This window comes from Pseudomonas sp. NPDC087029 (genome assembly GCF_044745345.1).
GTDB lineage: Bacteria > Pseudomonadota > Gammaproteobacteria > Pseudomonadales > Pseudomonadaceae > Aquipseudomonas > Aquipseudomonas faucium.
The window spans coordinates 160,756-175,843 of sequence record NZ_JBIVAB010000005.1 but is presented as its reverse complement, the minus strand read 5'-3'; the positions used below and the strand labels follow the sequence as shown (position 1 = coordinate 175,843).

Annotated in this window: 14 protein-coding genes; 3 read left to right on the top strand and 11 right to left on the bottom strand. The window is 65.5% G+C overall.

All coding sequences use genetic code 11. The features are described from left to right. Positions 1-18 precede the first annotated feature (18 nt). The gene (locus ACIPG5_RS11450; RefSeq protein ID WP_176516843.1) at positions 19-1,335 is read right to left on the bottom strand and encodes a PAS domain-containing methyl-accepting chemotaxis protein; all 1,317 of its coding nucleotides are present in this window, start codon (positions 1,333-1,335) and stop codon (positions 19-21) included. 178 nt (positions 1,336-1,513) lie between these two features. On the opposite strand from ACIPG5_RS11450, the gene ACIPG5_RS11445 reads away from it, so the two are divergent. Further along, complete coding sequence (locus tag ACIPG5_RS11445; protein ID WP_401375029.1) at positions 1,514-2,728, top strand: glycosyltransferase family 4 protein; 1,215 nt, start codon at positions 1,514-1,516, stop codon at positions 2,726-2,728. On the opposite strand, the gene ACIPG5_RS11440 is transcribed toward ACIPG5_RS11445, so the two are convergent. The 3 genes from ACIPG5_RS11440 to ACIPG5_RS11430 form a co-directional block, all read right to left on the bottom strand. Next, entirely contained in the window at positions 2,697-3,800 is a 1,104-nt protein-coding gene (locus tag ACIPG5_RS11440; RefSeq protein WP_401375026.1) for an NADH:flavin oxidoreductase, read from the bottom strand. The two genes, ACIPG5_RS11445 and ACIPG5_RS11440, sit on opposite strands and share 32 nt — an antisense overlap. A 159-nt stretch (positions 3,801-3,959) precedes the next feature. After that, a complete protein-coding gene (locus ACIPG5_RS11435) occupies positions 3,960-4,442 on the bottom strand; it encodes a glutathione peroxidase (RefSeq protein WP_176516837.1) in 483 nt (160 codons plus the stop codon). Between the two features lie 145 nt (positions 4,443-4,587). Continuing rightward, the gene (locus ACIPG5_RS11430) at positions 4,588-5,073 is read right to left on the bottom strand and encodes a peptidylprolyl isomerase (protein WP_400639050.1); all 486 of its coding nucleotides are present in this window, start codon (positions 5,071-5,073) and stop codon (positions 4,588-4,590) included. Positions 5,074-5,086: 13 nt separating this feature from the next. Here ACIPG5_RS11430 and ACIPG5_RS11425 point away from each other — a divergent pair, with 13 nt between their 5' ends. Further along, positions 5,087-5,374 carry a DUF3565 domain-containing protein gene (locus tag ACIPG5_RS11425; RefSeq protein ID WP_236193512.1) on the top strand — a complete coding sequence of 96 codons (288 nt, stop codon included), beginning with the start codon at positions 5,087-5,089 and terminating at the stop codon, positions 5,372-5,374. A gap of 29 nt (positions 5,375-5,403) precedes the next feature. Continuing rightward, positions 5,404-7,491, top strand: a complete 2,088-nt coding sequence (gene pta / locus ACIPG5_RS11420; RefSeq protein WP_176516833.1) for a phosphate acetyltransferase — start codon at positions 5,404-5,406, stop codon at positions 7,489-7,491. A gap of 37 nt (positions 7,492-7,528) precedes the next feature. Here the strand turns inward: pta and ACIPG5_RS11415 are convergent, their stop codons facing one another. From ACIPG5_RS11415 to ACIPG5_RS11385, 7 genes are all read right to left on the bottom strand, one after another. After that, a complete protein-coding gene (locus ACIPG5_RS11415; protein WP_176516831.1) occupies positions 7,529-8,251 on the bottom strand; it encodes an OmpA family protein in 723 nt (240 codons plus the stop codon). Between the two features lie 109 nt (positions 8,252-8,360). After that, positions 8,361-9,005, bottom strand: a complete 645-nt coding sequence (locus tag ACIPG5_RS11410; RefSeq protein ID WP_176516829.1) for an MBL fold metallo-hydrolase — start codon at positions 9,003-9,005, stop codon at positions 8,361-8,363. A 9-nt stretch (positions 9,006-9,014) separates the two neighbouring features. Then, positions 9,015-9,362 (bottom strand): type II toxin-antitoxin system ChpB family toxin, encoded by a 348-nt coding sequence (locus ACIPG5_RS11405; RefSeq protein WP_401375020.1) that lies wholly within the window; start codon positions 9,360-9,362, stop codon positions 9,015-9,017. Further along, positions 9,359-9,637 carry an AbrB/MazE/SpoVT family DNA-binding domain-containing protein gene (locus ACIPG5_RS11400; RefSeq protein ID WP_176516825.1) on the bottom strand — a complete coding sequence of 93 codons (279 nt, stop codon included), beginning with the start codon at positions 9,635-9,637 and terminating at the stop codon, positions 9,359-9,361. The genes ACIPG5_RS11405 and ACIPG5_RS11400 overlap by 4 nt, the downstream gene beginning before the upstream one ends. A 149-nt stretch (positions 9,638-9,786) precedes the next feature. Next, the gene (locus ACIPG5_RS11395) at positions 9,787-10,479 is read right to left on the bottom strand and encodes a sensor histidine kinase KdpD (protein ID WP_236237861.1); all 693 of its coding nucleotides are present in this window, start codon (positions 10,477-10,479) and stop codon (positions 9,787-9,789) included. Next, complete coding sequence (locus tag ACIPG5_RS11390; protein WP_286914196.1) at positions 10,476-12,083, bottom strand: tetratricopeptide repeat-containing response regulator; 1,608 nt, start codon at positions 12,081-12,083, stop codon at positions 10,476-10,478. Before ACIPG5_RS11390 ends, ACIPG5_RS11395 begins: the two co-directional genes overlap by 4 nt. Positions 12,084-12,196: 113 nt before the next feature. Beyond that, complete coding sequence (locus ACIPG5_RS11385) at positions 12,197-14,914, bottom strand: LuxR C-terminal-related transcriptional regulator (protein WP_401375015.1); 2,718 nt, start codon at positions 14,912-14,914, stop codon at positions 12,197-12,199. Positions 14,915-15,088 lie beyond the last annotated feature (174 nt).

The window sequence follows — 15,088 nt, the reverse complement described above, 5'->3', positions numbered from 1 at the left end:
CCCCTCTTCGATGGCCGGTCAGTGATTCAACTGATTGGAAAACTGCCCCACCGCATCCACCACCTTCTTCGCCCCTTCCTGGATCTCGACGATCACCCCACCAGTATCCGCCGCCAGCGCCAGCCCTTGTTCGGCCTGGCGCTTGCTGGTGTCGATGATGTCCACCGCGGCCTGGGCCAGCTGCTCGTTCTGCTGCACCACCTTGGCGATTTCTTCGGTGGCGCTGCTGGTGCGAGACGCCAGCTGGCGCACTTCGTCGGCGACCACGGCAAAGCCACGGCCCTGCTCGCCGGCGCGGGCGGCCTCGATGGCGGCGTTGAGCGCCAGCAGGTTGGTCTGGCCGGCGATGTCGCTGATGGTCTTGATGATCGCGCCAATCACTTTCGACTGCTTGTCCAGCGCCTGGATGCCTTCGGCGGCGTCCTGCATCGAACCTTCCAGGCCGCGCATCACTTCGACGGTCTGGGTCACCACATCGGTGGCCTTGCGCGCGCTGTCGTCGGTTTCCAGCGAGGTGGTGTAGGCGATGTCGGCCGCCTGGGCCACGGCCTGTTCCTGGTTGACCTGGTCGGTGATGACGGTGGCGAACTTGACCACCTTGTACAGCACATCATGGGCATCGAAGATCGGGTTGTAGGACGCTTCCAGCCACACCGTGCGGCCATGGGCATCGACGCGCTTGAAACGGTCGGCCACGTACTCGCCGCGGCGCAGCTTGTCCCAGAACGCCTGGTAGGCCATCGAATTGGCTTCTTCCGGTTCGCAGAATAGGCGGTGGTGCTTGCCGCGCACCTGCTCCAGGCTGTAGCCCACCGACTGCAGGAAGCGCTCGTTGGCAGTCAGCACCTGGCCTTCGAGGTTGAACTCGATCACCGCGGTGGAGCGCATCAGCGCCTTGATCAGGCTCTCGTGCTCGCGCGAGGTTTCGATGGTGCGAGTCAGGTCGCTGGAGTGCATGGAAAAGTGCTTGATGCGCCCGTCACTGGTTTTCACCGGTTGCAGGATCGAGCGCAGCCAGGCCTCTTCGCCATTGCCGCGCAGCAGGCGAAACGCGCCATTGAGGTGCTCGCCACGGGTGATGGCGCTTTTCATGCGCTGGTAGAAGTCGAGCTTCTTCACGTGCGCGGGCACGATGTCTTCGATGTTGCGCCCGATCAGCTGCTCGGCACGGTACAGCATCTCTTTCTCGAAATTGCCGTTGACCTCCTCGATACGCCCCTGCGGATCGAGCTGCAGCACCAGCATTTCGCTGTCCAGGCTGCTCTTGACCTGTTCCACGGACCACAGGTCTTCACGCAGTTGCTGGATTTCTTTCTTGAGCTTGCTGTTGAACATTACCGCTCTCCCGGAGCGCATCACCTGATCGAATGCATCTTCATCGGCTGCCTGGCGGCACTTCTTGAGCGGCTTGAAAGGAAATATTCACACCGCTGAAACTGCCGGAAAGCAGGCGTCATCTGCCCGTCACATGGCTGTCACTTGGGCGCAATGCAGCCGGCGGAAACTTTTTGTCATGAATACACCTGCCCTACGCATCACCCTGGTCAGCGAGACCTTCCCACCCGAGATCAATGGGGTGGCCAATACCCTTGGCCGCCTCAGCGAGGGGCTGCGCCAGCGTGGCCATCACGTGGAAATCGTGCGGCCGCGCCAGGCGGGCGAGGCGCCTGTGGATAACGACCAGCAGCTGTTGCTTTGCCGTGGCTGGGCGCTGCCCGGCTACCCCGGCCTGCAGTGGGGCGAGGTGTCGATGCACAGTTTGCTGCGACGCTGGCGCAAGCAGCGCCCGGATGTGCTGTACATCGCCACCGAAGGCCCGCTGGGGCTCAGCGCGCTGCGCGCAGCAAGGCGCCTGGGGGTGGCGGTGGTCAGCGGTTTCCACACCAACTTCCCACAGTATTCCGGCCAATATGGCCTGGGGCTGCTGGCGCGGCTGCTCACCCACTACTTGCGCTGGTTCCACCGGCGCACCGCCGCCACGCTGGTGCCCAGTGCCAGCCAACGCCTGGAGCTGGAACGGCGCGGCTTCGAGCGCCTGGCCCTGATGGCCCGCGGCGTCGATGCCTGCCTGTTCAGCCCGGCGCGGCGCAGCCAGGCGCTGCGCGAAGCCTGGGGGCTGGGCGCGGATGACATTGCCGTGGTGCATGTCGGGCGGCTGGCTGCGGAGAAGAACCTGGCGCTGCTGCGCCCGTGCCTGGCGGCACTGCAGAAAAGTTATCCACAGCAGCGCATGCGCTTGATCGTGGTGGGTGACGGGCCGCAACGCGCGGCCCTCGAGCAGCAACTGCCAGAGGCGATTTTCTGTGGTGTGCAGCGGGGTGAGGCACTGGCTGAGCATTACGCCAGTGGCGACCTGTTCCTGTTCCCGAGCCTGACCGAAACCTTCGGCAACGTGGTGCTCGAAGCCATGGCCTCAGGCCTGGCGGTGGTCGCCTACGACGAAGCCGCCGCCGCCCAGCATATCCGCCATGGCCACAGCGGTGCCCTGGCCATGCCGGGCGACCAGGCCGCCTTCATCGATGCGGCCTGCTGGTTGCTCGAAGAAGGCGAAACCTTGCGCCGGGTGCGCCTGAACGCGCGCCAGCACGCCAGCCGCCAGGGCTGGCCGGCGATCGTCGAGCAGTTCGAAATGCACCTGAGCAATGCCTGCCACGCGCTGCCTACCGGCAACCAGGTGGCAGACCCTGCGCTGGCCATCAAGCCAGGGTCGCCAGCGCCTCGCGGCTGAACGGCAGCACGTCGGCCTCGCGGCCCTGGCGCACCTTCTGCGCCCATTCGGCGTCCACCAGCAAGGCCCGGCCAACGGCCACCAGGTCGAACTCCTCATCGCCCAGGCGGCGCAACAGGCCTTCCAGGCTGGCCGGCTTGGCCACCTTGTCGGTGTCGACCATGAACTGCAGGAATTCGCCATCCAGGCCCACGCTGCCCACGGTGATGGTTGGCTTGCCGGTCAACTGGCGGGTCCAGCCGGCCAGGTTCAATGGCGAACCCTCGAACTCCGGCTCCCAGAAGCGCCGGGTGGAGCAGTGGAAGATATCCACACCCGCGTCGGCCAGCGGCTTGAGGAACGCAGCCAGCTGTTCAGGGGTTTCCACCAGGCGGGCGCTGTAGTCCTGCTGCTTCCATTGCGAGAAGCGCAAGATGATCGGGAAGTCCGGCCCTACCGCCGCCCGCACCGCCTGGATCAGCTCGATGGCGAAGCGCGAGCGGCCGGCCAGGTCGCCGCCGTATTCATCGTCGCGGCGGTTGCTGGCCGCCCAGAAGAACTGGTCGATCAGGTAGCCATGGGCGCCGTGGATTTCCACGCCGTCCATGCCGATGGCCTGGGCATCGCGGGCGGCCTGGGCGAACGCGGCGATCACTTCGCGGATATCGTCGTGGCTCATGCCGTGCACCATGACCTGGCCGTCCTTGACCTTTTCGCTCGGCCCGTAGCCCGGCACGCTGGCGTCCGGCTCGGTGCCCAGGCGGCGCACCGCGCCCACATGCCACAGCTGCGGCACGATGCGCCCGCCTTCGGCATGCACCGCGTCGACCACCTGCTTCCAGCCGGCCAGGGCATCTTCGCCGTGGAAGCGCGGGACATTGGGGTAACCGTTGGCGGCCTTGTGCGCGACCGTGGTGCCTTCGGTGATGATCAGGCCCACGCCGGCAGCGGCGCGGCGGCGGTAGTAATCGACCACGCCTGCGTGGGGCACGCCACCGGGGCAGAAGGTACGGGTCATCGGCGCCATGACGACGCGGGTCGGCAGCTGGAGTGCGCCGAGGGTGAAGGGCTGGAACAGCGGATTGGTGGACATGGGCGCTTCCGTCTGGGGAGGAAATGCGCCTGAGGTTAGGGGCAGCGGGTGGCTGAGCCCAGCATCATTGATTTGAGTGATTCTGCTGTATCGCCGGCAAGCCGGCTCCGTGTGGGAGCCGGCTTGCCGGCGACTGGGGCGCGAAGCGGCCCCGGATGCTCAGCCCAGGGCCTTCTCGATGGCCTGCACCACCGTCGGGTCATCCGGCGCAGTGCGCGGGGCAAAGCGCGCCAGCACCCGCCCATCCTTGCCTACCAGAAACTTCTCGAAGTTCCAGCTGATGTCCCCCGGGAATTCCGCCCCCTCGCCTGCCAGCAAGCGGTACAGCGCATGGCGCTGCGGCCCGTTGACCTCGAGCTTGGCGCCCAGCGGGAAGCTCACCCCGTAATTGAGGCTGCAGAATTCCTGGATGTCCTTTTCGCTGCCAGGCTCCTGGCCAGCGAACTGGTTGCAGGGCAGGCCCAGCACATTGAAGCCCTTGCCCTTGAACTGCTGCTGGAGTTTCTCCAGCGAGGCGTATTGCGGCGTCAGGCCACACTTGGAGGCGACATTGACCACCAGCACCACCTGGCCCTTGAACGGTGCCAGGGGCAGGTCCTGGCCATTCAGCGCCTTCAATGTCAGGTCGTGGAATGCACTCATGTTGAAATCCCCTCTCAGGTTCCCGGTTGCCGCAAGGGCGAATCGCGCCCACTAAAAAGGCGCTCACCCAAGCCGTGCACCTCCCTGGGGGAGGCAAGCCGGCTTGTCCGAGCGCCTGGCGACTTTCTGAGCTTAGCGCAGAAAATCAGTGGTGATGGCCACCTTCGCCATGGATGTGGCGGTGAGCGATTTCTTCTTCGCTGGCATCACGCACGTCGATGACCTTGACCTTGAAGTTCAGGCGCTGGCCAGCCAGTGGGTGGTTGCCGTCAACGGTGACGTCGTCGCCGTCGATGTCGCGGATGGTGACGATCTGCATCTGGCCGTCCGGCGCCGAGGCGTGGAACTGCATGCCGACTTCCAGCTCGTCGACACCTTCGAACAGGCTGCGGTTCAGGGTGCTGACCAGCTCGGCCAGGTATTCGCCGTAAGCCTCTTCCGGCTCGATGGCAACTTCCAGTTCGTCACCGGCTTGCTTGCCTTCCAGCGCCTTTTCCAGGCCCGGGATGATGTTGGCGGCACCGTGCAGGTATACCAGCGGCGCACCGCCGGAGGAGCTGTCAATCACCTCCCCGGCGTCGTTGGTCAGGGTATAGTCGATGGAGACAGCCTTGTTGGCGGCGATCAGCATGGGGTAAGACCTTTTGCATAAGAATGTAGAACGCACAAGTGTAACCAAGGCATCGCCTGATTGCGAACGCACCTCGGACGAGGGGCGACCCACCAGTCGGATCACCGGCTTCCACCAGGACCAAGAGGGCCACTGGGTGGTCGAGCTGTCCTGCGGCCACACCCAGCACCTGCGCCACCAGCCGCCGTGGCAGGCACGCCCGTGGGTGCTCGACCCGGCGCAACGCGCGCAGCGCATCGGCCAGGCTTTCGCCTGTGGCTGGTGTGCACAGGGGGCCGATAGCGCTACCCTTGGCCGTTGATTCCTTGCAACGCTTATTTCGAGAAGCACATGCAGACATTTTTCATCGCGCCGACCGACTTTGGTGTCGGCCTGACCTCCATCAGCCTGGGCCTGGTGCGCACCCTGGAGCGCGCCGGGCTGAAGGTCGGCTTCTTCAAGCCGATTGCCCAGCCGCACCCTGGCGACACCGGCCCGGAGCGCTCCACCGAGCTGGTCGCCCGCACCCACGGCATCAAGCCGCCCATGCCCCTGAGCCTGGCCCAGGTCGAGCGCATGCTCGGCGATGGCCAGCTCGACGAACTGCTCGAAGCGATCATCCGCCTCTACCAGCAAGCCTGCGTCGGCAACGACGTGGTGGTGGTCGAAGGCATGGTGCCCACGCGCCATGCCAGCTACGCGGCGCGGGTCAACCTGCACCTGGCCAAGAGCCTGGATGCCGAGGTGATCCTGGTGTCGGCACCGGAAAACGAAGTGCTCAGCGAGCTGTCCGGGCGCGTCGAGCTGCAGGCCCAGCTGTTCGGTGGCCCGCGTGACCCGAAAGTGCTCGGCGTGATCCTCAACAAGGTGCGCACCGACGAAAGCATGGCCGACTTCGCCACGCGCCTGCGCGAGCATTCGCCGCTGCTGCGCGGCAACGACTTCCGCCTGCTCGGCTGCATCCCCTACCAGCCCGAGCTGAACGCCCCGCGCACCCGCGATGTGGCCGAACTGCTCGGTGCCCAGGTGCTCAATGCCGGCGACTACGAGCAGCGCCGCATGAACAAGATCATCATCTGCGCACGCACCGTGGCCAATACCGTGCCGCTGCTCACCCCAGGCACCCTGGTGGTCACCCCGGGCGACCGCGACGACATCATCCTCGCCGTGAGCCTGGCGGCGATCAACGGCGTGCCGCTGGCCGGCCTGCTGCTGACCAGCGACAGCAAGCCCGATGCGCGCATTCTGGGTTTGTGCCGTGGCGCCCTGCAGGCGGGGCTGCCGATCCTGTCGGTCAGCACCGGCTCTTACGACACCGCCAACCAGCTCAATTCGCTGAACCGGGAAATTCCGGTGGATGACCGCGAGCGCGCCGAGTTCATCACCGATTTCGTCGCCAGCCACCTCGATGCCGCCTGGCTGCACCAGCGTTGCGGCACCCCGCGCGAGCTGCGCCTGTCGCCGGCGGTGTTCCGCTATCAGTTGATCCAGCGCGCCCAGCAGGCCAACAAGCGCATCGTCCTGCCCGAAGGGGCCGAGCCTTTGCTGGTGCAGGCTGCGGCGATCTGCCAGGCGCGCGGCATCGCCCGCTGCGTGCTGCTGGCCAAGCCCGAGGAAGTCGAGGCGGTGGCCCGGGCCCAGGGCATCACCCTGCCGGCCGACCTTGAGGTGCTCGACCCGGAGCTGATTCGCGGGCGCTACGTGGAACCGATGGTCGAGTTGCGCAAGAGCAAGAACCTCAACGCGCCCATGGCCGAACAGCAGCTCGAGGACCCGGTGGTGATCGGCACCATGATGCTGGCACTGGATGAGGTCGACGGGCTGGTCTCGGGCCTGGTGCACTCCACCGCCAATACCATTCGCCCTGCCCTGCAGCTGATCAAGACCGCACCGGGCGCCAGCCTGGTGTCGTCGGTGTACTTCATGCTGTTCCCCGAGCAGGTGCTGGTGTACGGCGACTGCGTGATGAACCCGCACCCCAGTGCCGACGAGCTGGCGGAAATCGCCCGGCAGAGCGCCGAATCGGCACTCGCCTTCGGCATTGCGCCGCGGGTGGCGATGATCAGTTACTCAAGCGACTCGGCAAGCGACGAGGAAGTGGAGAAGGTGCGCGAAGCCACGCGCCTGGCGCAAACCACGGACCAGGGCCTGCTGATCGACGGGCCGCTGCAGTACGACGCTGCCGCCAACCCGGACATTGCCCGCCAGCTGGCGCCGCAAAGCCCGGTAGCCGGGCGTGCGACGGTGTTCGTGTTCCCCGACCTGAATACCGGCAACACCACCCACAAGGCAGTGCAGCGCAGCACCGACGGGGTCAGCCTGGGGCCGATGCTGCAGGGCTTGCGCAAGCCGGTGAACGACTTGCCCAGAGGGGCGCAGGTGGACGATATCGTGCATACCATCGCCCTGACCGCGATTCAGGCCAGCACCCGGCAGTAAAAGCAATGGGGCCGCGATGCGGCCCCATTGGGTTCGGTCAGGGGTACTGCTGTACCTGCCCTTGCTGGTCGTACTGAGCGCCAGGGATCGGCTTCAGGTTGACCTCGACGCGGCGGTTCTGCGCCCGGCCATTGGCGTCGGCGTTGCTGGCGATCGGCTGGTCCGGGCCCATGCCACGTACCGAGACGCGCGAAGCATCGACACCCTGCGAGGTCAGGTAGCTGCTGACCGCCTGGGCACGGCGCTGGGACAGGTCCATGTTGTGCTGGCGGCTGCCGGTGCTGTCGGTGAAGCCAACCACTTCGATGGTGTTCTGGTTGAACTGCTTGAACGAGTTCGCCAGGTTGTTCAGCGGCGAGTAGAAGCTTGGGGCGATGTTCGCCGAGTCGGTGGCGAAGGTGATGTTGCCCGGCATGATCAGCTTGATCTGGTCGCCCTGGCGCTGCACTTCGACGCCGGTGTTGGCCATCTGCGCGCGCAGCTCGGCTTCCTGCTTGTCGGCGTAGTAGCCATAGCCTGCGGCCGCGGCGCCCACTGCGGCGGCGCCGATCAGTGCACCCTTGCCGCGGTTGTTGTGGTCGATGGCAGCACCGGCGATGGCGCCGGCCAGTGCGCCCAGGCCGCCGTACTTGGCGGTCTTGCTCATCCCTGTGGAGCCGCCTTGTGCCTGACCTTGGCTGTCATAAGGGTTCTGGCTCGCGCAGCCGGTCATCAAGGCTGCAGCGGTTGCGACGATAATCAGACGACGCATGGTGAACATGGACAAGCTCCTACAAAAATTCAGTTGTGCGGCAGATCGCAGATGGATCGATGCCAGCCTTGGATCACATGAAGGCGAATTAATTCCATAAAAACATGTTCATACGGATTCATGCCCGCACGAACGGGTTCTCGCGCATCTCGTCACCCAAGCGGGTATCGGGGCCGTGGCCGGTGACCACGATCGCGTCTTCATCCAGGCGATACAGCCGCTCCTTGATCGACCGAACGATAGCCCGTTGGTCGCCACCCCACAAATCGGTGCGGCCAATGCCCCGGCGGAACAAGGTGTCACCGGCGATCAGCAGCTTGGCGTCGGCGAACCAGAAGCTCATTGAGCCCGGGGTGTGCCCCGGCGTGTGCAAGGCGACGCCGCAGCCACAGGCCAGCTCCTCGTCGTCACCCAGCCAGCGGTCTGGCGGCGGCACTGGCGTGTAGGGCACGCCGAACATCTGGCATTGCATTTCCAGGTTGTCCCACAGCGCCTGGTCAGCCTTGTGCAGGTGCAAGGTGGCGCCGGTGAGTTCCTTGAGCTTGCCGGACGCGAGGAAGTGATCGAAGTGCGCGTGGGTGTGGATGATGCTCACCAGGGTCAGGCCGTGGGCCTGCAGGCGGGCGAGGATCTTCTCCGGATCGCCGCCCGGGTCGACGACGATGGCCTTGCGCGTGAGCGGGTCGCCGATCAGCGTGCAGTTGCACTGCAGGGGGCCGACGGGGAAGGTTTCGCGGATGAGGGCTAGCGGTGTGTTTTCCATGAGCGTCAATCAATCGAATAGCGTTTGAATGCGAGCCAGCGCGTCGAGGATCACCCCCTCAGGAACCGACTCGATGCGTTTGGCGCCTCGGGCTTCAAGGTCGACCGTGCGAAGATGGTTGCAGAGCATCACCCCTTGAGTCTGCGTGCCCGCGCCGCTGAGGGTAACGGCAAATCCGGCATGCCTGGCGAAGTCCGCGCCTTGGGATATGGGTACGATCACGGCAAGGCCCGAGGCATTGAAGGCCGCCGGCGATATCACCAACGCCGGGCGCCCACTGCCCTGCTGCTCCCGGCCGAGCGTAGGGTCGAGATTGACGCGCACGATATCGCCTCTGCCGAACCCGACCCGCCTCACACTTCACGCCCCACTGGAGGCATGGCGTTCCAGCCGGCCATGTCCTCGGGCTCCGGCGCGTTCAGGTCACATTGCGCCATCAGCTCTTCGAGGGTGTATTTGGGCTTGGGCCTGACGGGTTTGAGCACCAGCGTTTCGCCTGCAGTGTCCAGGCTCAGGGTAGAGCCGACACCGAGGCGCATCTGTTTGAGCACTGTCGACGGCAGGCGAATGGCGGCGCTGTTGCCCCATTGCTGAATTTTGATCTGCATGAGTATCTCCCAAGGTAGATACATAGTAGAAACCCTCCAAGTGATTGCAAGTGAAATGTAGAAACGGCGTATCTACAGTTTCGCTCGCCCAGCAGCAAAAAAAGCCTGGATCTCACCAGCGAGAGCTTCCACACGAAGTCTTGGGAAACGGCCTACAAATGCTCAGTCGGCGTTCAAGGCAAATACAACTTGAACAACCCACCCCCAAGCGTCCCGCCATTGGAAATCTCGATCCGCCCACGCACCCCGTCACGCTCATGCAACGCCGCGATGCGCGCCGCAAAGTACAGCCCAAGCCCGGTGCTGCCGCCCTGCGCCTCGATGCCCTGCACGTAATCCTGCTGTCGCTCGAGCATGCGCGCCGGGTAACCGGGGCCGTCGTCGTTGACGCTGATGACCAGGTGATCGTTTTCTTCGCCAATGCTGATCAACAACGCATGCCCGGCATAGCGCGTGGCATTGGTGACCACGTTGGCGATCACCGAGGCCACCAGCTCGCGGTCGAAGAAGCCCAGCGGGTTGTCGCTGTCGATGCGCCAGGTAGCCAGGATGTCGTTGTGCTCCAGCACTTGCTGGTGGGCCGCCAGCTGAGCTTCGATGAAGTCATCCAGCTCGTGGTAGTCCGGGCAGATCGGCAGCTGGTTGACGCCCAGCTTGTACAACCCTAGCAGCTGTACCAGCATGCCGTTGAGGTGGCGGAACTCGTGCTCGATCACGCCTTGCTCGGTACCGCCGCGCAGCTCTTCGGGCAGGCGCGCCAGCCACTGATCGTGGGACTGGATCAGCGCTGACAGCGAGTTTTTCAGGTCGTGCACGGTGGAGGCGATCACCGTGGAAAAATCCAGCCCCTGATTGTCCTGGCTCATGCGCCGAACACCTTGATGTGCAATTTGCGATAGCGGTCGTAGCGGCTGTCGCTGGCGGGAATACCGGCCACGCTGGTCAGGCAGGCGCGGCACTCCTGGAGGATGGCCGGCGGCGTGGCTTCACCGCCGATGCGCAGCAGTGCCTGGGCGGTGTTGAGCGCGATGCTGATGTTCTTCGGCTGCAGCGACAGGGCCTTGCGGAACATCTGCAACGCTTCGTTGAGCTGCCCGGCCTGGTAGCTGCGCACCCCCTGGCGGTTGAGGTCGACCGCCTCGGTGACCGCGCCGAGCACGCTCGGGTCGTCGGTCAGCTTGGCCACGCTCTGCATCACCTTGGGGTCGTCGCCGTAGGTTTCCACGCAGCCTTTGAGGATGGTGCTGCCGGCGCTTTCCTGGCCCAGTGACTGCAACTGCCTGGCCACGGTCAAGGCCGCCTCGACCGAGAAGAACTGGTCCATCTTGTCCAGCCGGGCAATGGCCTGCTCGGTGAGCTTGGCGGCCGTTTCGGCATCGCCGGCCTGCTGCAGGCTGGCAGCTTTCATCAAGCGCGCACGCACCTGCAGGCCCTGGTCGTCGGCGTTGTCCTTGGCCACTTCGCTGAGCACGGTGTTGATCTCGACGCGGGTACGCGCGTCCAGGCCGAAACCGGCGTTCTTGTTCATCAGCGCCTGGACCAGCCCAAGGTTGCTTTCAGCGTCCTTGTAGCGCGAGCTCTGGCCCTGGTTGACCGCATGGCGAAACGCCTTGGAAGCGCTCTCGAAATCTTCGTTGTCCAGCGCCAGCTTGCCCAGCGTGGCCTGGCGGCGCACTGCCAGCGGCGACAGGCGCACCGCTTCTTCGAGCATGTTCTGCGCACGCTTGGTGTCGCCCTGGGCGACCAGCACATCGGCCATGCCGTCGTACAGGCCGGGCATGATCGGGAAGGCCTTGAGCGCCTGCTCGTACACCCCCTGGGCCTGGGCGTGCTGGCCGCGCTTGTGCATCAGGCTGCCCAGCGCGGCATACACCCAAGGCTGCGGGCGGCTGGCGAGGATGGTCTTGAGAAACTTCTCCAGCTCCTCGAAGCGGTTCAGCGCACGCAAGGCATCGGCCCGGTAGCGCAAGCACAGCGGCGCGAAGCGCGGGTCTTTCTTGCACAGCTCGGCACAGGCCGCCAGCACCTCGGCCGGGCGGCCGCGGTCCAGGGCCTGGAGAATCGGCTTGAGCAAGGTCTTGCGCTGGGTCAGCTTGTCCAGGCGCTGGGCCAGGCCGACGCGGTTGAACGGCTTGGTCAGGTAGGCGTCCGGCTCATGCTCGAGGGCGCTGAGCACGATCGCCTGGCTGCTTTCGGCGGTGACCATGATGAACACGCACTCATGGCTGATCAGCTTGTCGAGGATCATGTCCTCGAGCACCTGCTGGCCGTTCTTCTTGCCGTCACCCAGGTGGAAGTCCTGGAGAATGAAGTCGTAACGCTTCTGCCCGCACATGCGCAGGGCTTGCTCACCGCTGTCGGCAGTGTCCACGTCACGCACGCCCAGCTCGCGCAGCATGGAACGTGTCGAGGTGCGGAAGTCGGTGAAGTCGTCGACGATCAGAAAGCTCTTTTGCCCGTACTGCAGCATCAACTCGACCTGTGTTGGAGGATGGGAGTGCGGCGATGCCTATACCGCCGAATCCTGTATCGGCCGCTGGTCGGGAAATATGAGGGTACTGCACGCAACGCTGAACGATAGCCTCAGGCCAGCAGGCCCAGCGACTTGGCCCGGGCCACCGCCTGGGTTCGACGCTCCACGCCCAGCTTGCTGTTGATGTGGCTGGCGTGGGTCTTGACGGTGTGCAGGGAAATGAACAACCGCTCGCTGATCTGCTGGTTGGAACAGCCCTGGGCAATCAGCTCCAGCACTGCCAGCTCACGGCCGCTCAGCGCTTCGCCAGCACCCGCGGCGGGCATGGCAAGCTCGGGCAGGTGCGCCAGCAGCTTGGCCTGAACCTGGCAAGCCGGCTGCGCAAGCAGCTGCTCTCGCAGCCATGCCGGATGCAGTTCGATCAACCGCTGGAACGGCAGCAACACCCCACCACGGGCTGCTGCCAAGGCCATTGGCAGTTGCCCGGCAGCCTCGCCCTCGCGCCCGTCGGCCAGCAACAGGAGCATCCACTGGCACGCCGCGCTCAAGGCCAGCAACATGCCGCCCGTGGCCTGGCCACGCTCGACCAGGGCACACAAGCGTACCTCGGCCTCGTCGCTGCGCCCCTGTACCCGCTCGAGCAGTGCCTGCTGCAACTCGATGTGCAAGGGCAGCAAGGGGTGGAACTCCGGCGCCGCCGCCGGATGCTCGCCGCCATAGGTCTGCCCCAGGCGCAGCAACCACGACTCGGCAAGGTCGGTACGCCCCTGGGCCAGCCACAGCTCGCATTTGACCAGGGTAATCATGGCCAGGTAGAAAATCGGCGGCACGTCCCAGATGTGCATCAGCCGCTCGGCCTCGGCCAGCTCGGCGAACGCCTCGGCATAGTGGCCCTCGCGGCCATCGAGCGCGGCGATCACACAGTGGCCGATGAGCACGCTGATGTCGCGACAGGCACGCGCCTCGCCCAGCCCGGCCCGCAGGCGCGCACGCCCCTGGGCCGGCTGCAGGCGCGATACCAGCAGGTAGCCTTCGTACAAGGTCAAGCGCGCACGCACGGCATACAGGCGCTGCGCCGGCAACCCCTGCAGACGCTGCAACCCCTGGCTCACCTCATCCAGTGCCCGCAGCACCTCGCCCCGGGCATGCAGCACGCGGGCGCGGTCGTAGTGCGCCAGGGCCTCGAACAATGGGTTGCCGACCCGCTGCGCCAGCTCGAGCGCTTCGCGGTTCCAGCCCCGCGCACGCCAGTAGTCGGCATCGGCGATGGCCAGGTTCGACAGCGTCGACAGGCACACTAGCCGTTGCCCATAGCGCTTGCACGGCAGGCTCTGCAGCGCTTCGCTGCAATAGGCCAGGGTGCGCTGACGATCACCACGGCCACGGGCGATGACCCCGCTCAATGCCAGCCACTGCGCCAGCATCGACTTCTGCGCCGTGGCCGAAGGCGCGGGCAGGAAGCGGCTGAGGTTGCTCGCCAGTTCTTCTGCGGCATCCAGCTGGCAAGCCAGACCCAGGGCCCAGCTGTACAGCACGATCAGCCGCGGGGTGCTGATCAGCAGGCTGTCGGGCAGGTCCATCTTCCAGCGCAGCAGCATGCCGACGTTCTGCTCGGCCAGCAGTTGCTCCTCCGAAAGGCTCTGCACCAGGTTGGCGGCAACGTCCAGATGGCCGGCGCGCAAGGCCTGCTCCACGGCTTCGTCGAGCAGGCCCTGGGCCTGGAACCAGCGGCAGGCACGCAGGTGCAGGCGGGCCAGCGGCTCGCTGGACTGGCGGCTGCGCAGCAGGTCGGAGAACAGGTGGTGATAACGGTACCACTGGCCATGCTCGTCGAGCGGCACCAGAAATACCTGGTGCGCCTGCAAGAAACGCAGGATCACGGCGCTGTCATGGCGCTCGCGCAGGGCATCGCAGAGTTCCGCGCAGAAACGCTCCTGGCACGCGGTGTCGAACAGAAAGGCCTGCACGTCCTGCGGCAGGATGTCGATGACTTCTTCGAGCAGGTAGTCGCGAATCAGCCCCTCGCCCCCGTGCAGCGCCTGGGGCAAGGCATGCTCGTCGCCGCTTTCGCTGGCGGCCAGTTGCCAGAAGCGCAGCCCGGCCACCCAGCCGTCGCTGCGCTGGATCAGGTTGTCCAGGGCCTGGCCGCGCAACCCGGTCGGCTGGCAGCCGATGACGGCCAGCGCCTCATCGGCGGTCAGGCGCAGGTCCTGTTCGTTGAGTTCGGTCAGTTGCCGCGACAGGCGCAGCCGCGCCAGGTGCCAGTCCGGGCGCTGGCGGCTGGTAATGAGCAACACCAGGCCGCTTGGCAGGTGGTTGAGGAAAAACTGCAGGCAGCGGTCGAGCACCGCCCCCTGGGCCAGGTGATAGTCGTCCAGTACCAGCAGCAAGGGCGTATCGGCCTGCAGGTAGAGCCCCAGCTCGTCGAGCAGGCCGTCGATCCACTCCTCGAAGGCGAAGGGCTGATGGCGCTGGCGCATCTTCAGCAGGCCCATGGCCTGCCCGCCCAGGGCCGGGCAGTACTGTTGCAGGCCTTCGAGCAGGCGCTCGAGGAAGCGGCCAGGGTCGGCATCGCGCTGGCTCAGGCCGAGCCACAGGCTGCGCCAGTGGGCGGGCAAGGCCTCGCAGAACTCGATGGCCAGGGAGCTTTTGCCGAACCCCGCCGGGGCGTTGACCAGCAGCAGGCGCCCGGCAAGGCCCGCGTGCAGGCGCTGGCACAAGCGCGCACGCGCGACGTGGCCTTCCGGTAATGGCGGCCGGAAGAAACGCCCGTCCAGCAGGCCCATGGCCTGGCTGGCGAATCCATGCGTACGGGACAGATCTGTCATGGCCGGCTCGTTATGATTGGAAGACAACGGCGGTACGGATTGTTGCGAGACTAGCCGGTAACGCAGCGCATTTGAAGACAATGGGCGCCATTACCCAGGAAAAGACTGCGACAAAACGCAACATGGCTGATGGACAGCGGCTGCCACAAGGGTTTGACGGGGTATTCAGCGCAG